General features: G+C 34.6%; 22 protein-coding genes and 2 pseudogenes. 14 read left to right on the top strand and 10 right to left on the bottom strand.

Annotated elements, in window-relative coordinates:
- Positions 1-140: 140 nt before the first annotated feature.
- The 3 genes from ABWU31_RS03045 to ABWU31_RS03035 form a co-directional block, all read right to left on the bottom strand.
- A complete protein-coding gene (locus ABWU31_RS03045; RefSeq protein ID WP_081600772.1) occupies positions 141-305 on the bottom strand; it encodes an IS3 family transposase in 165 nt (54 codons plus the stop codon).
- 238 nt (positions 306-543) lie between these two features.
- Entirely contained in the window at positions 544-759 is a 216-nt protein-coding gene (locus ABWU31_RS03040; RefSeq protein WP_245836010.1) for an IS3 family transposase, read from the bottom strand.
- 147 nt (positions 760-906) lie between these two features.
- Complete coding sequence (locus ABWU31_RS03035; RefSeq protein WP_353271381.1) at positions 907-1,086, bottom strand: hypothetical protein; 180 nt, start codon at positions 1,084-1,086, stop codon at positions 907-909.
- A 123-nt stretch (positions 1,087-1,209) separates the two neighbouring features.
- Between ABWU31_RS03035 and ABWU31_RS03030 the strand changes: the two genes are divergently transcribed.
- The 4 genes from ABWU31_RS03030 (at position 1,210) to ABWU31_RS03015 (ending at position 8,264) form a co-directional block, all read left to right on the top strand.
- Positions 1,210-2,043 (top strand): IS5-like element ISWpi1 family transposase, encoded by an 834-nt coding sequence (locus ABWU31_RS03030; RefSeq protein WP_353271068.1) that lies wholly within the window; start codon positions 1,210-1,212, stop codon positions 2,041-2,043.
- A gap of 109 nt (positions 2,044-2,152) precedes the next feature.
- A protein-coding gene (locus ABWU31_RS03025; RefSeq protein ID WP_265029767.1) for an IS630 family transposase occupies positions 2,153-3,164 on the top strand; the annotation gives its coding sequence in 2 pieces (ribosomal slippage) (positions 2,153-2,614 and positions 2,616-3,164; 1,011 coding nt in all).
- A 738-nt stretch (positions 3,165-3,902) separates the two neighbouring features.
- On the top strand, positions 3,903-5,246 hold the full coding sequence (locus ABWU31_RS03020; RefSeq protein ID WP_353271346.1) for an alanine:cation symporter family protein: 1,344 nt from the start codon (positions 3,903-3,905) through the stop codon (positions 5,244-5,246).
- Between the two features lie 339 nt (positions 5,247-5,585).
- Positions 5,586-8,264, top strand: a complete 2,679-nt coding sequence (locus tag ABWU31_RS03015; RefSeq protein WP_353271345.1) for a hypothetical protein — start codon at positions 5,586-5,588, stop codon at positions 8,262-8,264.
- On the opposite strand, the gene ABWU31_RS03010 is transcribed toward ABWU31_RS03015, so the two are convergent.
- The 3 genes from ABWU31_RS03010 to ABWU31_RS03000 form a co-directional block, all read right to left on the bottom strand.
- On the bottom strand, positions 8,256-8,852 hold the full coding sequence (locus ABWU31_RS03010; RefSeq protein ID WP_007550161.1) for a Maf family nucleotide pyrophosphatase: 597 nt from the start codon (positions 8,850-8,852) through the stop codon (positions 8,256-8,258). The genes ABWU31_RS03015 and ABWU31_RS03010 overlap by 9 nt on opposite strands.
- Entirely contained in the window at positions 8,830-9,093 is a 264-nt protein-coding gene (gene infA / locus ABWU31_RS03005; RefSeq protein WP_007550159.1) for a translation initiation factor IF-1, read from the bottom strand. The genes ABWU31_RS03010 and infA overlap by 23 nt, the downstream gene beginning before the upstream one ends.
- A gap of 112 nt (positions 9,094-9,205) precedes the next feature.
- Positions 9,206-10,696: a hypothetical protein gene (locus ABWU31_RS03000; protein WP_353271344.1), complete on the bottom strand. Its 1,491-nt coding sequence runs from the start codon at positions 10,694-10,696 to the stop codon at positions 9,206-9,208.
- A gap of 41 nt (positions 10,697-10,737) precedes the next feature.
- Between ABWU31_RS03000 and ABWU31_RS02995 the strand changes: the two are divergent.
- The 3 genes and pseudogenes from ABWU31_RS02995 to ABWU31_RS02985 all read left to right on the top strand — a co-directional run.
- Positions 10,738-11,569 (top strand): annotated as a pseudogene (locus ABWU31_RS02995) (IS5-like element ISWpi1 family transposase).
- 109 nt (positions 11,570-11,678) lie between these two features.
- Positions 11,679-12,690, top strand: a protein-coding gene (locus ABWU31_RS02990; RefSeq protein ID WP_265029767.1) for an IS630 family transposase whose coding sequence is annotated in 2 segments (ribosomal slippage) — positions 11,679-12,140 and positions 12,142-12,690 — 1,011 coding nt in all. Because the reading frame shifts where the segments join, the coding sequence is not laid out codon by codon here.
- A 9-nt stretch (positions 12,691-12,699) separates the two neighbouring features.
- Positions 12,700-12,972, top strand: a pseudogene (locus tag ABWU31_RS02985) (MFS transporter); the annotation flags it as partial.
- A gap of 27 nt (positions 12,973-12,999) precedes the next feature.
- Here the strand turns inward: ABWU31_RS02985 and prfA are convergent.
- On the bottom strand, positions 13,000-14,079 hold the full coding sequence (prfA, locus tag ABWU31_RS02980) for a peptide chain release factor 1 (protein WP_353271342.1): 1,080 nt from the start codon (positions 14,077-14,079) through the stop codon (positions 13,000-13,002).
- A 98-nt stretch (positions 14,080-14,177) separates the two neighbouring features.
- Between prfA and yihA the strand changes: the two genes are divergently transcribed.
- The 6 genes from yihA (at position 14,178) to ABWU31_RS02945 (ending at position 18,693) form a co-directional block, all read left to right on the top strand.
- Positions 14,178-14,771, top strand: a complete 594-nt coding sequence (gene yihA / locus ABWU31_RS02975) for a ribosome biogenesis GTP-binding protein YihA/YsxC (RefSeq protein WP_015588868.1) — start codon at positions 14,178-14,180, stop codon at positions 14,769-14,771.
- A gap of 4 nt (positions 14,772-14,775) precedes the next feature.
- On the top strand, positions 14,776-15,687 hold the full coding sequence (gene argB, locus ABWU31_RS02970) for an acetylglutamate kinase (protein WP_006279509.1): 912 nt from the start codon (positions 14,776-14,778) through the stop codon (positions 15,685-15,687).
- A 400-nt stretch (positions 15,688-16,087) separates the two neighbouring features.
- On the top strand, positions 16,088-16,549 hold the full coding sequence (gene dut, locus ABWU31_RS02960; protein ID WP_006279458.1) for a dUTP diphosphatase: 462 nt from the start codon (positions 16,088-16,090) through the stop codon (positions 16,547-16,549).
- Positions 16,550-16,627: 78 nt separating this feature from the next.
- The gene (locus ABWU31_RS02955; RefSeq protein ID WP_236514537.1) at positions 16,628-17,203 is read left to right on the top strand and encodes a hypothetical protein; all 576 of its coding nucleotides are present in this window, start codon (positions 16,628-16,630) and stop codon (positions 17,201-17,203) included.
- Between the two features lie 33 nt (positions 17,204-17,236).
- Complete coding sequence (locus ABWU31_RS02950) at positions 17,237-18,565, top strand: IS4-like element ISWosp9 family transposase (protein WP_353271380.1); 1,329 nt, start codon at positions 17,237-17,239, stop codon at positions 18,563-18,565.
- A 5-nt stretch (positions 18,566-18,570) separates the two neighbouring features.
- The gene (locus ABWU31_RS02945) at positions 18,571-18,693 is read left to right on the top strand and encodes a hypothetical protein (RefSeq protein ID WP_255324039.1); all 123 of its coding nucleotides are present in this window, start codon (positions 18,571-18,573) and stop codon (positions 18,691-18,693) included.
- 339 nt (positions 18,694-19,032) lie between these two features.
- On the opposite strand, the gene nusB is transcribed toward ABWU31_RS02945, so the two are convergent.
- From nusB to yidC, 3 genes are read right to left on the bottom strand one after another with little or no spacing between them, the layout of a single operon-like run.
- Positions 19,033-19,515 carry a transcription antitermination factor NusB gene (gene nusB, locus ABWU31_RS02940; RefSeq protein WP_007549265.1) on the bottom strand — a complete coding sequence of 161 codons (483 nt, stop codon included), beginning with the start codon at positions 19,513-19,515 and terminating at the stop codon, positions 19,033-19,035.
- Positions 19,515-19,943 carry a 6,7-dimethyl-8-ribityllumazine synthase gene (locus ABWU31_RS02935; RefSeq protein ID WP_353271341.1) on the bottom strand — a complete coding sequence of 143 codons (429 nt, stop codon included), beginning with the start codon at positions 19,941-19,943 and terminating at the stop codon, positions 19,515-19,517. Before ABWU31_RS02935 ends, nusB begins: the two co-directional genes overlap by 1 nt.
- Complete coding sequence (gene yidC / locus ABWU31_RS02930) at positions 19,921-21,630, bottom strand: membrane protein insertase YidC (RefSeq protein WP_338482753.1); 1,710 nt, start codon at positions 21,628-21,630, stop codon at positions 19,921-19,923. The genes ABWU31_RS02935 and yidC overlap by 23 nt, the downstream gene beginning before the upstream one ends.
- 134 nt (positions 21,631-21,764) lie before the next feature.
- On the opposite strand from yidC, the gene ABWU31_RS02925 reads away from it, so the two are divergent.
- Positions 21,765-22,280, top strand: a complete 516-nt coding sequence (locus ABWU31_RS02925; protein ID WP_006279648.1) for a TIGR02281 family clan AA aspartic protease — start codon at positions 21,765-21,767, stop codon at positions 22,278-22,280.
- Positions 22,281-22,282 lie beyond the last annotated feature (2 nt).

Here is a 22,282-nt window from a genome sequence, read left to right as displayed (position 1 = left end):
TAGGCTGCTCCACACTTTCTACTTTCTCGAGCTTGGTGTTGGGCTTAAAGGTATTGACCTTACCCAGAAAAAGTGGAGAGAAAGTTTGGAATGTTTTTCACAAAGAGAATGATGAATCAAAATGCTCAGGAATGCAATAGTTAATAGTGACGTTGTTTGTTATAAAAAATTTCTATATATTCAAATATAGCAGTTTTGATATGCTGTTTAGAGTGCCGAGAGGTGTCTATTGGTAACTCCCTTTTTAGAGAACTGAAGAAGCTTTCCACAACAGAATTGTCGTAACAACAACCTTTATGACTCATCTATGTTTTTTATGGATAAGAGATATTGATAACCTTGCACAGTATATTGTGAACCTTGATCACTATGTAATAGTAGATTTTTGGCAGGTTTACGCTTGTTAACGGCCATTAATAAAGAGTCCATAACCTATTGTTTATTTATTGAACTGCTCATTAACTACCATGCGTGAATATAGATCGATTATTGTTGCCAAATATAGCCATCCTTCTTTGGTTTTTATATAAGTAATCCCATACTTTATTTGGTTGATCGACAATAAAGTTTTGGTCTAATATATTGGGAGCTACTGTCCGTTTGTTGTTTCTTAATTTTAAATTTTCTTCTCAATATAGCCTGAATACCATTTTTCTGCATAATACTTTGCACTGTTTTTAAGTTGCAACTTTTACCCAAAGCCTTCAATTCAGCATGAATTTTAGGAGCTCCATATCTACATTTAGAAGCTTGATATATTTTTTGAATATCTGCTAATAACTCTTTATTTGCTGATTCTCTACTGCTTATTTTCCTTGTAGTCCACTTATAGTAGCCACTAGCAGAAAACCCTACATAATTCCTGCACTTTATAGTGTTTACTATGCTCTTTTATGAAAAAATATTTTACTCTTTTTGACTGGCCAGGGCTTTTTTTAAAATGTCTCTTTCTCTTGTTACTTTTGCTAACTCTTTCTGTAAATCAAATCTCTCTTTGTCATAAGGTGCTACATCTGGAAATGCATTTGCCGCTGACTTTTTTTCGTTATATTTCTTCATCCATTTTCCTAATACACTATCCCTTATTCCTAGATCTCTTGCTACTTTTGCAACTGGTTGACCTACCTTTCTTTGTTCATTTGCCAGCTTAGAGGTTGTCCGGAAACAAGTAAAAGGCTATAATATCTGAAATTTTAGTACGGGGTAAAGATGAGAAAAAAGTATCCAACAGATCTAAGCGAAAGGGAATGGGCAAGAATAGAAAAACACTTCAGAGTATCATACAAGAAAGGAGGAAGGCCGCCAAAGTATAGCAAAAGAGAAATATTAGAAGCAATTTTCTATGTATTGCGTACAGGGTGTCAATGGCGGTATTTACCAAATGATTTTCCGCTATGGAAGACTGTGTATGAGCAGTTCAGGCAATGGAAGAAGCAGGGAATTTTTGAGAAAATGAATTATGAAATTACAAAATATAGTAGAAGAAAAATAGGAAGGAATGAGCAGCCGAGTGCCTGTATAGTAGATAGTCAATCTGTAAAGACTACAGAAAAGGGGGGATCAAAGGCTATGATGGAAGTAAAAAAAGTAAAGGGTAGAAAAAGGCATATAATTACAGACACTCAGGGTTTTATACTAGGTTGTTACGTAGGCGCTGCTAACGAAAATGATAGAGATGGTATTAAAATAGCATTAAACAATATGAGAACAAAATATACTAAAGTTAAAAAAATGTGGGCTGACATGGGATACCAAGGAAGAAATTCAAAGAATCACATAAAGGAAGAATATGACATAGATATTGAAATTGTTACAAGGCCTCCATGTAGATTTTGGGTGCACAAAGATACGCCACCTGAGCTACTACCAACAAGAGAACAAGGGTTTAAAGTACAGCCAAGAAGATGGGTTGTAGAAAGGACTTTTGCTTGGGTTAATAGGAATAGAAGGCTATCGAAGGAGTATGATTTACTCACAACATCCACTGAGAATTTCATATACCTAGCTATGAGTAGGGTTATGTTAAAGAGGGAATATGCTTGAATTTACTAGTTTCCGGACAACCTCTTATACCAATTCCCATTACAGGGCAAACAGATGGACAATGATGGAAGAAAAGCCATACTGAAGTAAGTAAAATAGCGAGGTTTAAATGGCATTAAGATCAAAATTATTGGATGAAAAAGTAGTAGAATCAGCAAAAGAAATGCTGAAGAAAGTAAGGAATAATGCATATGTTTCAAAAAAACTAAATGCTGTAATTGCAGCAAAAAAGTACAGTATAACGGCTGTAGCAAAAATATATTGCATTTCAAGAAGCGCACTAACTTCGTGGGTAAAACTCTTGAAAATTGGCAGAGAAGAAAAACTGTTTGCTCCTTCACAACGTCGTAGAAAAACTAAATTAAATCAGGCTCAACTACAGCAAATTGAAGAGTGGATAGAAGAAAATCCTAATATCACCATTAAAGAAATGAGAATAAGAATCCAGGAAAAGTTCGGATTAAATATCAGCAAATCTACAGTACACCGCCATATGCAAAAGATGAAATTCTCATATATTACACCAAGACCAGTTCATAATGGACAAGATAAAAGCAAACAAGAGGAATTCAAAAAAAAATCTCAATGGAGCTATTAGCAAGTATCCAGAAAAAGAGCTATTTTTCTTTGATGAATCACGGTTTGGCACACATTCAAAAGTTGGACATGGGTGGTTTAAAAAGGGGATTAGAACACAGGTTAAAACAAAATTAGGTAGGCAAAATTTCTATCTCTATAGTGCAGTTAATCCTAGAAATGGAGAGAGTTCTAGCTTATTTGCACCAAATGTCAACACTGATTGCATGAACATATTTCTTGAGCAAATTTCGCAATATCTAGAAACACGAGAGGCTTTTCTCGTTATGGACTGTGCTAGTTGGCATAGGTCAAAAAATTTAAAGGTACCTAAAAATATCGACATTATATACCTACCTCCATACTCACCTGAGCTAAATCCTGTTGAGAGGCTTTGGTTATATATAAAACAGAACATTTTGCGCAATAAAATATACGATACAATTGCTCTACTTGAGGGTGCTTTGTGCAAATTTATTACTTCTCTTGCCAGCTCCACAATTAAACAACTCTGCAATGTTTCCTATTTGACTGGACAACAATGAGAATTGGTATTAGATCACGAAGTTAAGCCTGATGCCAATGAGTTAGGTCACGATGTTAGAGATCACTTATCAGACAATTATAACCATTACAACTCATCTGATGGGCTAATGTAATATAGCTAATTTACAGTATCTGTTCAGATGCATGGCTAATGTACAAATATTGAAACAAAAATTCCAGTGCCCCTGTGATGTCATTCCAGTGCTTGACACTGGAATGGCTTTGTTGCATAGCTACTTATGAAAGGCTAACTATAGTTAGGATTATAAGCAACCTATTGAAAATCTTGTTTTTTTGCAATCAATCTGATCAAATTTAAGAATAGTAATTTGTTATTTATATTAATAAATTTAATTCTATTGAAAATAGCTAAAGCATTGAAATTCTTGAATTTTAGCCGGATTGGTAAATGGTAGTGAAATTTCTTTTACTCAAATTTAGGTATTCATTGACCGTTCTTGTTATAAATACCAGAATAATAAGCTACTGATATTCCCTATCTTTTTTATCTTTAATCCATCATAGCTAGCGATGCAACAAAGCCATTCCAGTGTCAAGCACTGGAATGACATCGTCTTAACATTGTACCATATTACAATGTTCGTACAGTTATGTGTCACGCTACTTGGATGACAAGAAAAGGTTTCTAGAATGACGGAAACGAAGTCATACATAGAAAATAGGTTAGGTATTTTCAATTTTTGTTGTATACTCAAATAAAAATCTCACTTTTACAGATGGATACAGTAAAGTTTGTTTTATTACTGCCAACAATATTACTCATGCTAGTTGCTGGTGTTTACCTATCGATTAAACTAAAATGGCTACAGGTATTTAGATTACCATACGCCCTTTCACTCCTTGGAGCTAAAAAAGGAGAAAATAAATTTTCTTCTATAGCCGCTCTGTTTACAATTTTAGGGGGAAATTTAGGAGTAGGAAATATTTCAGGAACTGCTGTTGCTCTAAAAACCGGAGGACCGGGCTCTATTTTATGGATGGCAATAATTATTGTTATCACTTCTGTGATAAAATATGTCACTTGTTATCTAAGTATAAAAACCAGAAAGGAAAAGAACGAAAGGTTTATAGGTGGCCCTGTAGCCTACATGACTGATGCGTTTAACTCTAGGAAGGCCACAATTGTCTTTCTAGTTATCATGATGATGGTTTCAATAACAGTTGGTAACCTTGTTCAGGTAAATTCTCTATCAATACCACTTAATATGATAGATGTGCCTGTAGTTGTTGGTGGCATTGTAATGGCCATAATATTTTTTGTTGTTGCAGCTCTCAGCTTAAAAAAAATTAAAATTTTTATATCGGCTATGATACCGATAATGACGGTAAGTTACCTCACACTTTGCGGTATCATATTATTTAAATTTAGTGAAAATATTCTTCCTTCTCTAAAACTAATAACAAGCAGTTTTTTTACAACCAGTAGCTTTAACTCTGGTTTATCTCTAGGTTTGATTCTAGAAATGTTGACTATTATTCAAGTCGGAACTTTGCGAGGTATTTTTGCAACAGATATAGGGCTTGGCCTTGAAGGAATCGTACATTCTTCAATTGTTCCTAAGAAAAATAATAATAAATTTATTATTGAGCAGAGTCTAATTACGATAATATCGCCTTTTATAGTTGCGTTTATAGTGTTTATTACAACAATGGTACTGCTTGTCACAGATTCTTGGGTCACTGATTTAGAGAGCACTAACATGTGCATATTTGCTTTTAGAAAGGCAATGAATTGGCCTTATATTGACTATTTAATTATGGCCATAATGTTTTGTTTTGCTTTTACTACTATTTTTACTTGGTTTTTTTGCTCAAAACAGACAATAAGCTATGTGTCTATGGATAATAAATACACTAAAATCTGGATTGTAATTTTTACCATGATCATTCCGCTTGGTGCGATAGGTAAAGTCCGGTTGCTATGGGATGTTGCTGATATCTCGATTGCTGCTTTGTTGTTTATCAACATACTCGCTATACTCAAGCTAACCTCTCAAGATCCAGAAGTGTTTACTATGAGTAGCAGATATTTGAAGTTGCAAAAACAGAGCTATAGCTAAAGCAATTTAGGCTGTGCAGCTGTTGTGATATAAGAGTGATTTCCGCCAAGAAGGATGTCATCCCAGTGCCCAGACACTGGGATCCAGATTGGGCACTAAGTTAGTGAGCATAAAAGTAGCTAATCTTATGTTAAAACACAACATTTTTGATGGGGTTCGTGAAAGGCTGGATTCCAGAATGGAATGACAACTTAAATCGTTTGATGTTACCATAAAATAGCTTGTGTCATCACATTAGTAACACAACCTTCCTTAATAAAAATTCAACCAATGCTTGTGATAATTATATTAGCTAGTATTAGCTAGAACTAAAGGCAGAGGGTTATTAGTGAGGGATATATGGGCACTAACGATACACAACAAGAACACATTTATAATGAGCGCATTCAAGAAATTTTTCCTTTATTTGATAAAATAAAAAAGGAAGACGACCCAATTTATAATGCTAGAGTTGATTTTAACACAGTAAAGTTTTTAACAAAACACGCCAACTGGAATTGGGACGAAGAAGAAAACAAAGATAAAGCATATGGAGTTATTCTTCAGAAATGCGACAAGACAAAGAAAGCTGGACAAGACCTTGAAAGTAAAGTTAAAGAAAGGTTGAAAGAGTATGTTGATGATGTTGCAGGAGTTTCAATATACGGTAATCACGCAAGTATTACGCTGGGAAATAACAAAAAAGAGTTTAAAATCAGCGAATTTTTAAACAGTGATTTTTGTGAGAAGAATGAAATCTCGGGATTTTCAACATTGCATAGTGATGGAAAGAGCGGAATGCATGGTTTTGTTGCCGAGGAAGAAGGGAAAAAAATAAGACATTATGTCGTAACTGATGGTTCATATGAAATGACTTTAAAGTGGTATGCGGAGGGGAAGGAATGTAAGATCAAAATTAAGATTGATGCTAACGGTGTAGACCTTGTTAAAGGTGATGATTTTTCTCTAGAACGGTTAGAAGTAAACAGAGATGTAAAAATAGGTGGTTTATTCTTGCATGAAATACAATTCAGGGAGAAAGGACAAGGAAAAGCGAATGAGATGCAACATAATAAAGACAGTAACGAGCTATCATCTGAAACTACAACAAGAATTGATGTTAATAGAGGTGTTAGCGTTCAAGCTACTGATATAACTCAAAAAAAAGAAGACCACCATTCACATTTTGGACTACAATCTAACAGCAGAAGGCAGTCTTACGATAGCGGAATTGGAAAAGATTTTGACGATAAAATTAATTCTCAGGAGGCTAAAGAAAAGCGTGAGCTTAGACAAGCAGCACGAGAAGCAAATTCGGGAGGTCAAGTTTATAACCTACAATCGCTTTTTGAGGAGAATCCTCAGAACAAAAAAACTCCTCCGCCACTTCCACCTAGAACTAGTTCACTACCACCTAAAAAAGGTGTTTTCGATGAGCAAGGGGGAGCCAAATCTGGAAGCCAAAAACCAGATGACTTGCGCGAAAATGAGCAAACACCTAATAATCAGCAAAAAGGTGCAACTTCTGATTCTTCAGATAGTTCTACTTTCACCAAGTCTGTAAGCCACAATCAAGATAATAGGCAAGAAGATGAACGGTATGACAATCCTACATTTGGACATGCTGTACCTGGAAGCCAAAAACCAGATAGAAGTGAGCAAACACCTAATGATCAGCAACAACCTAAAACCCAGCAACAAGAAGGAAATAGCAAAGGCGATCTGTTACAAGACATCAGAAATTTCAAGAAAAACAACTTACGGCACATTGATGTTGATGATAGAAAAGCATCAATTGCAGGAAGTAGAAAAAATAACCCATCACCGTTAGAGACATTAAAGGACATAATTCCTTATTCATCTTCTCCAGATAACAGTGATAACCAAGATGCTAGTGATGCTAAGTGGAAAGAAAGTGAACAGCCGCTCTCTGCTACAGCACTCAATAATAAAAGTGACTCGGGCTATTCATCTCCAACTCATGACAATAATGAACAATCTCAAGTAAATCCTGAACAGTTAAAGAAGAGCTTAGAGAACATTGAACAAAGTGATCAAACTCCACCTGAAAATCTTCTTAAAGAAATCAGAGATAGATCACAGCAGGATAATAGAGGATTAAGGCAAGTTGATCCTACTGATAAACTGTCACAAGATAAAGAAGATGGATTGCAAAAAGACGATTTAGCAGATGTAAAAATAGTGGAAGGTCCAACTGTTAGTGTCTCTGCTTCAACACCAAATAGTATAAGTGATTCAGGCTATATATCTCCAACTAATAGTGATAGTAAATCTCAAACAGGTTTAAAACAGGTAGGAAGGAAATTAGAAGAACATATTAGACAAAGTAATCTAACTCTATTTGAAGAACTTAAAAATACATTAGGTCAAGAAAATCTCGGGTTAAAACCAGCTGATCAGAGTCAGATTAGCGAAGAAACTAAAAAACGCTTGAGAGAAGTTGGGTTGCTAAAAGACAGCTCAACAGACATAAAAGCAAACGATTCGGGCTATTCATCTCCAACTCATGACAATAATGAACAATCTCAAGTAAATCCTGAACAGTTAAAGAAGAGCTTAGAAAACATTGAACCAAAAGAAATCGGAGATACGAGTGAGTTAAAAGGAGCATTGGGAAACCCGGATAAAGGGTTAAGAGAACCGGCACAACAGGCTACTAAAGAAAATATTCCTAAAGATTCATTCTCAGAAAACATTTTAGAAAAGATAGGAGAAGGTAAACAATATGACCCTATACGTAAGTGGTTAGAAAAAACAGTGGCAGAACGAGAAAATAATGACACTAATCCAACTGTAGATAAAAATAGCGAACTATATAAATTACTAGAGAAAGATGAAGCACAACTGAAAGCTGGAGTAATAGAAGAAGAAAGAGGAGATACTTTAACAGAACACACTGATGGTTATGATCGCAATAGAATTGCATTAGCTAACAGAAATAAAAGACCACTAGATTGGGCTAAACAGGTTGCTGAGTCACAACAAAAAAAAGATACTAATAAAGGTATTTCAATATAAATTGAAGTTAAAATAATTGCTTAGCAAACAATAGGTTTCATGTAATGGTAACCCTATAACGGAAGAGTAGGAGCCGCGTAAGAACAATACGAACACTCCAGCTAGGCCTTGTATATTGCATCCCCCCGCCCTATTTTTCCACTCTTCTGATGCTAAATAATACTTAATTTCTTGTTCACTGAGACGTTTAAATTTCACTATTGTAACCACAGTCCTGATATGTTGTTTAGATTGATCGGGAGTTAATAGACATACACTGGTGTATACTCTATGCCTTCTTCCTGATAACAAGCGGATACATTTTTCTGCTTGCTCAACGTTTTCAGCTTTGAGCAATATCCTTCTACCACAAGCAACAACTGTATCAACACCAAGCACAAAGTAATTTGGATTTGAGCTTTGTATTTTCTCCGCTTTACTTTTTGCCATACGGATTGAGTAATCCTTCGGAAGTTCCTTTTTTAAAGGGGCTTCATCTATATCTGCTGGCAAAATTAAACCTGGCTCAATGTTTATTTGTTTTAGTAAAGCTATACGCCTTTTCGATGATGAAGCAAGAATAAGATTATTTAGAGATCGTTCTGTCACTTGTACCTTTAAGCCTTCTAATGATCCTACCCTTTCTCGCATTCCTATCGTAAATGCTCATCTCAACTAACACCCTATCCCCTATAATGATGCGTATTTTACTTCTTCTCACTTTCCCTGATACATGACAGATAATCTCATGTTCATTGTCCAGTTTCACTCTAAATTCTGCTGCAGGTAGTAAAGCAGTTACTGCCCCTTCCACTTCAAAAATTGTTTTCGATTTCTCGTCTTTTATCATATGTTATATTATAATTTAATAATCTTTTTTAGTCTACTATAGATTTTAAATTATTATCAACACAAAAGACCTTTTGCGCCCCACTTAAGTTGCAACTTAACCCCAACCATCTTCACAATGATACCCTACCTACGTTTCTACTCTCTGCCACCTTCTCAATAGAACTTATAGGACTTATGTTGAAAGATAAATCATTATCACAATTTTCTTCATCGCTATCAAGTCCACTATCAACGCTTAAAGATCTGAGTAATGTTGTCTTCTCTCTCAGTGGAACATAAGACTCATTATCAACGCTTGAAGATTTGGATAACCTTTTCTTCTGTCGTGGAGCATTACCAGACTCATTAGAAATTTCTCCCGTTAATTGATTGTTGAAGCTCCTTTGTTCATCAGCACGAATTTTTTCTTCCAGTCCATCAAGCATTCCTACCAATTCATCACCCCATTCATTTTCTTCTTCTAATAATTGTTTACACTTTTCTTTCTCACGCTCTAGCTCGTTTCTTAACTCTTCGACTTTATCTTCATCTTTAGTGAGTTCAAGTGTAAGCACCTTATCTCCTGGAAATTCCTCGTACTCGTTTTCTAGCTCTTCAATGTTGAGTTTTAGTCTCTCTTCTCCAAGTGTATCTTGTAAATTGCTATCCTGCCTATCTGATTCTTTAATCTTTTGCCCAATTTCTACTTGTACCTTATATTCCTGATCTAATTCTCTTAGCTGATCTTTCAAGCGCTCTTTCTGCTGGCGTCGTTCAACCATTATCTGTTCCGCATCTTCTCGTGCTTGATTTAGCTCTTTTTCCAAATTCTTCTTTCCTGCATTAACAATTTTCAGCTCTTCCTTTAGCTTTCTTTTTTCTTCATATACACCTTTAAGTTCTTGTGCTTTCCTTTGTAGCTCTTTTAACACACCTGCTAATTCTTCATTTTTTTGTGCCAGTTCAGTTTGCAATTCCGTGTTTTTTTGCTCCTCTTTTTCAAACCTGTCTTGTAAATTGCTATTCTGCTTCTCTAACTTTACAATTGTTTGATTAGCTTCTGCTTGGGTTGTTTCTAGTTTCTCCTGTAGTCGCTGATTTTCTTGTATTAATTCATGGTGCTTTTTATTTATCACTTGCAACCCTGCTTCTATTTCTTGCTTCAATTCAACAGCTTCTTTTTTCAAATTTGACATTTCTTGCTTCAATTCAACGTTTTTTTCGGACAGCATCTGATTATTTAAAATCAATTCATCCATTTGTTGTGAAGCAAATTCTGTCTGAGTTCCAGTGTGCTGTAAATTGACTTCCGTTTTAGTTTCAATTTGTTGTGAAGCAACTTCTGTTTGAGTTTCAGTGTGTTGTAAATTGACTTCCGTTTGAGTTGATGCATTGCTATTAATAGAAGGAGGAAGGCTATTGTCAGCATCAACTTTAGGGTCTAATTCCCCCTCTGGTTCCTCGCGATAGGCCGCTATAGACTCATTTTGAAAATTATTATTAGCAGTAGGTACAACATCAGCAGCCTTACCTTTTTCTAGTACAGCATCATATAAGGAGAGACCTTGAATATATAATTCATCGTTTTGCTTTATTAATTCTAAGAGGTTGTCCGGAAACAAGTAAAAGGCTATAATATCTGAAATTTTAGTACGGGGTAAAGATGAGAAAAAAGTATCCAACAGATCTAAGCGAAAGGGAATGGGCAAGAATAGAAAAACACTTCAGAGTATCATACAAGAAAGGAGGAAGGCCGCCAAAGTATAGCAAAAGAGAATATTAGAAGCAATTTTCTATGTATTGCGTACAGGGTGTCAATGGCGGTATTTACCAAATGATTTTCCGCTATGGAAGACTGTGTATGAGCAGTTCAGGCAATGGAAGAAGCAGGGAATTTTTGAGAAAATGAATTATGAAATTACAAAATATAGTAGAAGAAAAATAGGAAGGAATGAGCAGCCGAGTGCCTGTATAGTAGATAGTCAATCTGTAAAGACTACAGAAAAGGGGGGATCAAAGGCTATGATGGAAGTAAAAAAGTAAAGGGTAGAAAAAGGCATATAATTACAGACACTCAGGGTTTTATACTAGGTTGTTACGTAGGCGCTGCTAACGAAAATGATAGAGATGGTATTAAAATAGCATTAAACAATATGAGAACAAAATATACTAAAGTTAAAAAAATGTGGGCTGACATGGGATACCAAGGAAGAAATTCAAAGAATCACATAAAGGAAGAATATGACATAGATATTGAAATTGTTACAAGGCCTCCATGTAGATTTTGGGTGCACAAAGATACGCCACCTGAGCTACTACCAACAAGAGAACAAGGGTTTAAAGTACAGCCAAGAAGATGGGTTGTAGAAAGGACTTTTGCTTGGGTTAATAGGAATAGAAGGCTATCGAAGGAGTATGATTTACTCACAACATCCACTGAGAATTTCATATACCTAGCTATGAGTAGGGTTATGTTAAAGAGGGAATATGCTTGAATTTACTAGTTTCCGGACAACCTCTTATACCAATTCCCATTACAGGGCAAACAGATGGACAATGATGGAAGAAAAGCCATACTGAAGTAAGTAAAATAGCGAGGTTTAAATGGCATTAAGATCAAAATTATTGGATGAAAAAGTAGTAGAATCAGCAAAAGAAATGCTGAAGAAAGTAAGGAATAATGCATATGTTTCAAAAAAACTAAATGCTGTAATTGCAGCAAAAAAGTACAGTATAACGGCTGTAGCAAAAATATATTGCATTTCAAGAAGCGCACTAACTTCGTGGGTAAAACTCTTGAAAATTGGCAGAGAAGAAAAACTGTTTGCTCCTTCACAACGTCGTAGAAAAACTAAATTAAATCAGGCTCAACTACAGCAAATTGAAGAGTGGATAGAAGAAAATCCTAATATCACCATTAAAGAAATGAGAATAAGAATCCAGGAAAAGTTCGGATTAAATATCAGCAAATCTACAGTACACCGCCATATGCAAAAGATGAAATTCTCATATATTACACCAAGACCAGTTCATAATGGACAAGATAAAAGCAAACAAGAGGAATTCAAAAAAAAATCTCAATGGAGCTATTAGCAAGTATCCAGAAAAAGAGCTATTTTTCTTTGATGAATCACGGTTTGGCACACATTCAAAAGTTGGACATGGGTGGTTTAAAAAGGGGATTAGAACACAGGTTAAAACAAAATTAGGTAGGCAAAATTTCTATCTCTATAGTGCAGTTAATCCTAGAAATGGAGAGAGTTCTAGCTTATTTGCACCAAATGTCAACACTGATTGCATGAACATATTTCTTGAGCAAATTTCGCAATATCTAGAAACACGAGAGGCTTTTCTCGTTATGGACTGTGCTAGTTGGCATAGGTCAAAAAATTTAAAGGTACCTAAAAATATCGACATTATATACCTACCTCCATACTCACCTGAGCTAAATCCTGTTGAGAGGCTTTGGTTATATATAAAACAGAACATTTTGCGCAATAAAATATACGATACAATTGCTCTACTTGAGGGTGCTTTGTGCAAATTTATTACTTCTCTTGCCAGCTCCACAATTAAACAACTCTGCAATGTTTCCTATTTGACTGGACAACAATGAGAATTGGTATTAGTAACACTGTCTATGATTATTTTTTCTATCGGTTGTGCAATTTTCCAGCCAGTGATTTTTAATGCATCAATAAATGTTTTCCCTGAAATTAAAGGCACAGCTTCTTCTGCAGTCTCGTTCATTAGAGCTTTTATCATGGCTATTTTTATCGGCTTAACAAGCTACATTTACAATGGTCAAACAATTAGTGTAGCTGTTCTTGTTTTATCCGCGATAGTACTAGAACTTGTTTTTACTGTCTATCTATTGCGTTTAAAAGATCCTATGTAATTAATAAAGATATTCCATTGTAGGCTGCTAACTTTCCCCGGCCAATCTTTCTGCTTCATTGCGTGAAATTAATGCCTCAATAAATTCATCTAGTTCACCTTCTTTTATAATCTGCTCTAACCGATGTGAAGTTAGATTAATTCTATGATCTGTTATTCTTGATTGTGGAAAGTTATATGTTCTTATGCGCTCGGAACGATCACCAGAGCCAATTTGGCTTTTCCTCATTGTTGACCTTTCCATTTCTTTTTTTTGTCTTTCAATTTCGTATAGCCTTGCCCTCAATACTTTGAGCGCTTTAGCTTTATTTTTGTGCTGCGATTTTTCATCTTGCTGTATCACAACTATCCCTGTTGGCAAGTGGGTGACCCTTACTGCGCTGTCAGTTGTATTCACTGATTGCCCTCCAGGACCACTGGATCTATAAACATCTATTCGTAAGTCTTTTTCTTCTATTTTAAAGTCAACTTCTTCTACTTCAGGTAATATCGCAACAGTAGCGGCAGAGGTATGCAACCTTCCTGAGGATTCAGTTTCTGGCACTCTCTGTACTCTGTGCACCCCTGATTCAAATTTCAACCTTGCAAAAACTTCTGTTCCATTAATGAGTGCAGAAGCTTCCTTATAGCCACCTATAACTGTATTAGAAATGCTTATTGGCTCGAACTTCCAATTTCTTCTTTCTGCATATTTTTGATACATACGAAATAACATTGCTGCAAATAATGCTGCTTCTTCTCCGCCTGTACCTGCTCTAATTTCTAATATTGCATTTCTTGAGTCATCTTCATCTTTGGGCAATAATGCTAACTTTAATTTTGCTTTTATTTTTGGTAATAATACCTTGTGCTTTTCGAAAAATTCTTCTTTTGCTAACTCTTTTATATCACCTTCGCTGTTTTCATCTTTCATTATTTCTTCTAAGTCTGAAATTTCCTCTTTCAGCGTGTTATATTCATCAATTATCTTGATTATTGGCCTGAGCTCAGAGTATTCCTTTGAAAGGGTAATGAATTCTTTTTGACTTAAATTGGTAGGATTTTCCAAATTCCTCTCTATATCATTAAATTTTTTCTTTAAGTCTTGTAAATTATTTTCCATATCCATATAGCACAGATCTAGCTAAGTAATATATACTGAAATAAAAAATTTCTTATATCAAGCAATAACACTATAATATACCTACTACCTTCTAGTTGAATATAATGGCAAAACAGATAACATCAAACTGCAATTTCATATTTGGAGCTTCGGACATAAAAACATTACCAGATGAATCGGCTCCAGAGATTGCGTTTGCTGGTAGATCAAATGTAGGAAAATCCAGTCTGATTAACTTACTGATAAACAGCAAAAAAGCTGCCAGAGTTTCCTCTAAACCTGGATGCACTAGACAAATAAATTTTTACTCTATGTACAATGATAAGTTCAGGCTTGTTGACCTGCCAGGGTATGGTTATTCTCATGCAGGTAAGGAGGAAATTATACAATATTTAAACTTAATTGAGTATTATCTAATTCAAAGAAGAAATCTAAGAAGAGTGTTTGTGTTGATAGATAGCAAGGTAGGATTAAAAGAAATAGACAAAGACTTCATTTATTGGTTAATATATAATAACATTAACTTTAACATTGTGCTAACAAAAATAGATAAAGTAAGTCAAAAAAGCTTAGGTGCTGTTATAGAAGATATTCAAAAATGGATTAATAATGAGAATGTGTCAATTCATCAAATGAGCATCCGTGTTAAGCATAAAATAACCAAGGTAAGAGATGAGTTTTTCAAGTTTACAAGATAAAAAAATGAAGAGTAGTGAATTTTTAAAGGGTGAGGTATCATTTGAACAAAAAGCAGAAATATTACTTGAAGTGCTATCTAACATACCTAGCTTTGTAGGCGAGACTTTTGTCATTAAATGCGGTGGTACAATAATCTTAGATGAAACACTATTTAATACTTTTGTGCATAATGTTGTCTTGTTGAAGCAGCTTGGTATAAATCCGGTAATAATTCATGACGGAGAATATGAAATTAACTCAGTGTTAAAAATGCTGGATATGAACAGTAAGTTTGTGAATGGTATCAGACTTACAGACAAAGACACTATGAAAATCATTGAAATGGCACTGTGTGGTTCAGTTAATAAAAAAATTGTTCAGTATATAAATTCTGCTGGTGGTTCAGCTATTGGATTATGTGGAAAAGATGGTCACTTAATTAAAGCCGAAAAAATAACCGCTACGCTTAGAGAAGATAGATCAAATAATATCGAAAAGATATTAGACATGGGGTTCATCGGTAGACCCACTGAAATCAATCCTGATATATTATTTTTTATTGAAGAATCAGATTTTATACCAGTTATTGCACCAATTGGTCATGGAAAAGATGGGGAAACGTATCATATTGATGCCGATAGCACTGCAAGCGCAATTGCAATTGCAGTTTCTGCATCTAAAATGATAATCTTGAGTGACACAGATGAAGAAATAGATAAAATTGGTGGCAGGAAGATATCTGTTAAAAATTTAAATGCATCGATTGATTGTGGGAAAATTAAAGGGGAAAAATTTATTGAAAGGCTTATGGCATACGTTAAAATGGCGGAGGAATGTGCTGGAGTTGTTCACATAGTTGATGGTAGAATACCTAACATTATGCTTGATTTATTTACTGAGAGTAATTCAAGCATATTGATTGTGAGTGATTTATAGCTATACTGCTTACAACCACACGAATACCAAGAGGGTGTCATTCAAGTAGCTGACACTGGAATGACAGCAATCCACGTCATACCGCGATTCATTCGCGGTATCTCTAGATCCCGCTAACAAGTAGCGGGATGACGGTTGTCAGGGTGTCATCCCAGTGCCCAGACACTGGGATCCAGAAGACTTAATTTCAACCAAGTGGCTGCATAATAAGGACTAGATTCCAGAATGGAATGACATCATAGGGGCACTGGGATGACAAAAAAAGGAGCACTGAACTTGTCAAGGAATTTTATGGCCTAGCGTCACGCGCTGGAATGACATCATTTACGATGTAACATTTATCACTTTTGCAGATACAATTTACATGCTATAATTGAGTCTTCATAGATGGTAAATTGGAGTGCAAAGAAGTAAAATTAAAGTAGAAATAAAAAGATTATCACACGGAGAAGACTTGTCTCTTCCATGTTATGCAACTACGCAGAGTGCTGGCATGGATCTTTATGCTGCATTGAATGATTCTGCTGTTTTAAATCCACTTGAAAGATTACTTGTTCCAACTGGAATTGTGATTGCAATACCAAACGGTTTTGAGGGGCAAATCCGCCCACGTTCTGGTCTTGCTGCAAAACATGGAATCACTGTCTTAAATTCTCCGGGCACTATAGACTCTGATTATCGAGGTGAAGTTAAAATTTGTCTAATTAATCTAAGTAATCAGCCATACGAAATAAAAAGAGGAGATAGAATCGCACAAATCCTTATTTCTCCTGTATCTCAGGTAATTTGGGATGACAGAGAAGAATTCTGCGCAGAAGAAACCGGTCGCAATGCAGGGGGCTTTGGCTCAAGCGGCAGGTAGCTTACGAAAAAGCTTGACTATGACAGTTCTTTTATACACAATTTAAGCATATTAATATTTTATTAAATGAAGTCGTTTATGCTAACTTTCAAAAATCATTGTGGCCAGCTCCACAAAGCAAACACTGTATTTGTTGCATTTACTGCTATATACGTTATAGGTGGATTAGCAATACTTTCAACACCGCTTTGGAGGCCTTCAACTTGCAAGCTAGCAGCTTTTGCAGCTACACCACTTGGAATGGGCGTTTTAGCATTTGTTGCTGCTGCGCTGACTTATTTAGCAATATATGCTATCAGCAAAAATAACGAAATATCTGAGTTGAAAGCTCTGAAGGTTATTAAGGATGGGTTGCTAGTAACAGAAGACGCATTTAGGGAAATTGCAAGGAATAACCAAGTTAAAGATGAAGAAGGTAAGGTAGAAAAGGATAAATATTATATAGACTTCAGCTTAGAAGGCAAGAACTACCGTATTATTGTTGATATTAATCAGTTTACCAATAAGCTAGGCAATACTTCACTCTTCGAGATAGATTCACTAGAAGTGAAAAACAAAGAAGGTAAGTTCGAGACAGTAGATAAAACCATACGCGTCAAGTTAAGGAAAAGTGTAAGTAAAGTTGATAGAGTGAAGGAAAATAATAAGGTATAAATTCTCTTGGATATATGAATGAGAGAACTTACAATGGACAGAATAGCTTGCTTATCAAAAGACCTCAATGAATTCTTTAATGAAAAAGCAGACGAAATATCAATTGCAGTAGGTTTTATAAAAAGAAAGAGAAAACTTAATGGCTCATCATTCATAAAAGCTATGGTTTTTGGTAACATAGGAGTTGATGATTGCAGCATAGAAACAGTGTGCCAATTGCTAAATGAAGACTCGATAGAAATTACAAAACAGGGTTTAGATTTTAGGTTTAGTGAAGAAGCAGTTGAGTTCATGAAAAAAATGTATAACGAAGCTTTGTGTTTATTTAAAAAAAGTCTACAGATTGATTGCAAAATTTTACAGCAATTTGGAAGCGTTAAATTATTGGATAGCAGCTACATTAGCCTGCCCAGTAGCATGGAAGATATGTACAAAGGATATGGCAGTAGCTATAGAGATTGTGAGAATAATACCAAATCAGGAATAAAGCTACAGTTAGTCTTTGATTACCTGAATCAAGCGCTAGATAAGTTAAATTTTATGGAAGGAATAAGGTCGGATCAAGGTTATAGGGATTATCTGAACGGTTTATCAGCCAATGATTTGCTAATATTTGACTTGGGCTACTTTGTGCCTAGTTCTTTTAAACAGATTGATGAAGCAGGTGCATATTTTGTTAGTCGTTATAAGTCTGATACCAATATATATGATATAGAAACAAATCAAAAAATAGAGCTATTAGAGTATTTGGAAGGTCAATTATCTTCAGAAAAAGAAGTATTATTAGGAAAGGAAGTAAAAATTAAGGTAAGAATTATATGTCAAAAGCTAACTGAAGAACAGTCTATGGCTAGAAGAAGAAAGGCTAATAAATTAGCAAAGTCACATGGATATACATCTTCTCAAAAGAATCAAAAGTTATTAGATTGGTCAATATTTATAACTAATGTTCCAGAGAGTAAAATTAATGCTGAACAAATATTGACGGTTTATAGAGTAAGATGGCAAATCGAATTACTATTTAAACTATATAAAAGTCATATCAATCTTGATAAACTAAAAGGAAAGACAAATCCATTTAGAGTATTGTGCGAGCTATACGCAAAATTATGTGCTATTCTCGTATTTCACGGAATGATTGGCTGTGTAAAACTAAAAAAGAACACGGAGCTCAGTTTAACAAAGGCATTTATTGAATTGAAAAGGCGGGTTAGAGAGCTCTTTTTGATATTAAACAATATTGTCAATAATTTAAAAATTTTTCTAAAAAAGCTTACTATAATCTGGTCAAAGTTTTCTTTGAAAGACAGATATAGGAAGACCAGGGTATCTACTTTAAGCTCTCTACATCCCTTAACTTGACGCGTATGGTAGATAAAACAGAATGGAATAAAACATTAGGTTTAGAAAAAGAGGGTGCTAAAGAGGTTAACACTTATTTAGGCTCGCTTATTGTTGAACAAGTTGCTTCTCAACAACAGACAGTATAGCCAAGTGAAATAAAAGAGGTAGATTAAGTCTGCCTCTTTGTTTTTTTTGATTTTTAGTGTTACGCGCATAACTGCATGGATGTTGCGATTCTCAAGGCAACGTATCTGTTTAGATGCATGGCTAATGCTGAAACAAAAATTCCAGTGTTCCCTTTCTTGTCATCCCAGTGCTTGACACATAACTGTACAAACATTCATTTTTGAAGGTAAATTGCACAACAGATAATGTCATTCCAGTGCTCCCTTTCTTGTCATCCAAGTAGCTGACACTGGGATCTGGTAGACAATGTTCATACAGCAGCTACTCGGATGACACCTTGTGCTTGCTGGCTATAATTGCTAAGGATTTTTATTTAATTTAACTGCATCTTTTGCCTTATCCAATAACCCATTAATAAAACCAATTTCGCTTGGTTTATCAAGTAAATCAGATGCAATGTTAGTATATTCATTAATGACAACTGGAACTGGCGTATCACAATTAGCTAACTCACATATTGCAACACGCAAAATAGATAAGCTTATAAGATTTAACCGTGAAAGGGACCAACTTGGGTGTAAATAAGACTCTATTATTTTATCATATTCTTCACTGCTTTTTATAACCTTATATAACAAGTTTTCTAAGAACTGATGTTCAAATTCTTCACATTCAAATATATCTTTCAACTTATTTATGTAGTCCTTAAGCTCACAATTTTCCAGTTTAAAAGTGCTTTTGTTGTAACCTACGAAAATATTTGAATAAGCAATTTGTACAGCAAGAAATCTTGCCGTGCTTCTTTTTATGCGCCACTTTTTATCTACTGGTTTTTCCTCCATTATTTTAATTTATTGTGTAAATCTATCATACGCAAAACAGTTGAGGCTGCATGGCCACCAACGTTCTTTTTGTTTTTATCAGCTCTAACTAGTGCTTTATCTTTGCTGTCAGCGGTAATTACACCCATACCAAGGGGTATTGCATAATGCATAACAACCTCATTTAAGCCTTCAATTACTCCTTTACAAACATATTGATAATGATCGGTTTCACCGCGAATTACGCACCCAAGAGCTAAATAACCATCATAATGAGTATGCCCACTCTTGACTGCAAAAAGAATTGTAGCTGGTATCTCAAATGTACCAGGAACCTCAACTACATCGTAACTGGCATTACTGCCTTTTAATTTATCAATTGCACCTTCAAGCAAAAGGTTCGCTATTTCAGTATAATAAATCGAATTAACTATTAGTATTCTCGACATTTACTACCACTTTTTTTGTTAAAAACAACTTTATTAATGACTGTTGAATTAGAGTTATAATATTACTAAATATCCAATATATTACCAGGCCGGCAGGAAAAGAAGAAAAAATAAAGACAGAAATGTAAGGTAAAAACTTCATAACATTTACTTGAATATCATCTTTACTGGTTTGATCTTTCTCACTTAGCTTCTGCTGAATTATCATGGTGGCACCGAAAATTATAGGTAAAATGCCTATAGAAACAGGAAAGTTATAATTAAACAACCCAAATAATGTAAAGATGTTCGTTGGGTCAGGAGCTGAAAGATCCTTAATCCATAAAAAAAAAGGAGCATGCCTCATCTCTATAGTAACAAATAATACTTTATATAGAGCAAAAAATACCGGTATTTGTATTAGCATGGGAAAAATGCTCGACATTGGATTTACGTTGTTTCTCTTAAACAATGCAATTGTCTCTTTATGCTGCTTTAAGCTGTCATTTTTATACAACTCTTTTACACGAGTTAGCTCAGGCTGCAAGCTTTTCACCTTGAACATTGAAACATATGATCTATTAGATAAGGGAAGCATCAAAAGTTTGATTACTAAAGTCAGCAATAATATTGCTAAGCCAAAATTCTTTAAAACGAAGTTAAAGTATTCAAGCAGTAAAAACACTGGTTTAGTTATAAAGTAAAGAACACCAAAATCTACAGCTTTATCAAACAAAGGTATATTGAGAGTATCCTTATAAGAATCCAGTAAATTCAACTTTTTTGCTCCAGCAAAAAAATAATTCACATTAGAAGTGCTTGCACCAGGAAGTATACTCTTATAAGACTTAACAAAATCTACTTGAAATTTATCAATATCATTAGCGTTAGTATGTTTAATGCTTACATTTATTTTATCAGATTTTTCAGGTATGATGGCTGTGAGCCAGTATTTATCAGCAAAACCAAACCAATTTTTTTCACTCGTGCTTGCTTTTATTAAATGTTTTTTGGAAATATCCTTATATGTCCACTCCTCTAGTTTATTATCAAATGCACCCAGTACTCCTTCATGGGATATCCAATAAGATTCGTTGATATTGTCACGTTTACGGTTAATTTTACCATAAGGAACCAAAACTACATTATCCTTTGTATTATTTTCAACAACTTGCTCAACTTTAAACATGTAATTATCGTCGAGGTTAATTTTCATTCTAAATAAAATGCCATTCTCATTGTCCCAAGATAAATTGACCTCTTTTTGATTAAGTTTATCTGCTCGCCAGACTGCTTTAGAATCTGGAACTTTAATCTTGTTACTCGGATCGAGCCACCCAAATTCTGCAAAATATACATCTTTTGATTCTGCAGGTGACAGTAACACCACTTGTGGAGAAGAAGAACTCGGTTCTAAGTGGTAATTAGTTAAAATTAAGTCATCAAACCTTGCACCTTTCAGAGAAATTGATCCTTTAATCATGTTATTGGTTAAACTAACCCTCTGTTCTCGAGTAGAATTAATAATTTCAGAACGATTTTGGTATATTATAGGAGCAAGGTCGTTAAAAGATTCGATATGTTCAATATTTTCAATCAATGGCTGGTTTTGGTTTGTACTAAAAAAATTATCATAAATAATACGCCAAGACACCATGATTAACATGGAAAGGATAGCTGCCAAAATTAAACTTTTTGCTTCTGACATGAAATTAAATCAAACATATCTTCTTAAAGTGTATACTAAATATTGTACTAAAACAATGAAATTTACTTATTTTTAATAATAACTTTTAACGCTGATCTTTAAAATTTATTTTAATAGCTTCAAATTTTAACAATATGAACGCGGTGAAAAATCTAGTTATTTGGTTGCTAATAATAGCCACTACTGCAATGCTTATTGATTCACAAAGGGACAAACTAAGCGACAGATTTCTCAGTACTTTTTTACCATATAAAGGAAGAATTCAAAATAGCGGTCAGAATAGTGGAAGTATTGAATTTACGAAGTCATATGATGGACACTTTTATATTCAGGCTCAAGTCAATGATCGCAATATAACGTTTTTGCTTGATACTGGAGCAACCGATATTGTTCTATCACAAAAAGACGCATTACATGTTGGTATTAACTTACAAAATGTTCAGGATTTTAAAATATATGAAACTGCGAAAGGTCAAATAAAAGCTGGAGTGGTTCAAATACCTCAAGTTAAAATAGGAAATTTTTTGATTAATGATGTACAGGCAAGCGTTAACACTCATTCTATGTCTCATTCACTACTTGGAATGAGCTTTTTAAGGTATTTTCATTTCACTATAAGAGATAATAAGTTGATATTATACCGCGACTAAAC

The organism is Wolbachia endosymbiont (group A) of Alloplasta piceator, assembly GCF_964028505.1.
GTDB classification, from domain to species: Bacteria; Pseudomonadota; Alphaproteobacteria; order Rickettsiales; family Anaplasmataceae; genus Wolbachia; species Wolbachia pipientis.
Note: the sequence above shows the minus strand (reverse complement) of the source record. Positions and strands in the feature narration are given on the sequence as shown.

Coding starts and splice junctions, on each gene's coding strand:
- ABWU31_RS03045 (WP_081600772.1), bottom strand. CDS start 305: ATGAGTCATAAAGGTTGTTGTTACGACAATTCTGTTGTGGAAAGCTTC.
- ABWU31_RS03030 (WP_353271068.1), top strand. CDS start 1,210: ATGAGAAAAAAGTATCCAACAGATCTAAGCGAAAGGGAATGGGCAAGA.
- ABWU31_RS03020 (WP_353271346.1), top strand. CDS start 3,903: ATGGATACAGTAAAGTTTGTTTTATTACTGCCAACAATATTACTCATG.
- ABWU31_RS03015 (WP_353271345.1), top strand. CDS start 5,586: ATGGGCACTAACGATACACAACAAGAACACATTTATAATGAGCGCATT.
- infA (WP_007550159.1), bottom strand. CDS start 9,093: ATGATAAAAGACGAGAAATCGAAAACAATTTTTGAAGTGGAAGGGGCA.
- prfA (WP_353271342.1), bottom strand. CDS start 14,079: ATGGATATGGAAAATAATTTACAAGACTTAAAGAAAAAATTTAATGAT.
- yihA (WP_015588868.1), top strand. CDS start 14,178: ATGGCAAAACAGATAACATCAAACTGCAATTTCATATTTGGAGCTTCG.
- argB (WP_006279509.1), top strand. CDS start 14,776: ATGAAGAGTAGTGAATTTTTAAAGGGTGAGGTATCATTTGAACAAAAA.
- ABWU31_RS02955 (WP_236514537.1), top strand. CDS start 16,628: ATGCTAACTTTCAAAAATCATTGTGGCCAGCTCCACAAAGCAAACACT.
- ABWU31_RS02950 (WP_353271380.1), top strand. CDS start 17,237: ATGGACAGAATAGCTTGCTTATCAAAAGACCTCAATGAATTCTTTAAT.
- ABWU31_RS02945 (WP_255324039.1), top strand. CDS start 18,571: ATGGTAGATAAAACAGAATGGAATAAAACATTAGGTTTAGAAAAAGAG.
- nusB (WP_007549265.1), bottom strand. CDS start 19,515: ATGGAGGAAAAACCAGTAGATAAAAAGTGGCGCATAAAAAGAAGCACG.
- ABWU31_RS02935 (WP_353271341.1), bottom strand. CDS start 19,943: ATGTCGAGAATACTAATAGTTAATTCGATTTATTATACTGAAATAGCG.
- yidC (WP_338482753.1), bottom strand. CDS start 21,630: ATGTCAGAAGCAAAAAGTTTAATTTTGGCAGCTATCCTTTCCATGTTA.
- ABWU31_RS02925 (WP_006279648.1), top strand. CDS start 21,765: ATGAACGCGGTGAAAAATCTAGTTATTTGGTTGCTAATAATAGCCACT.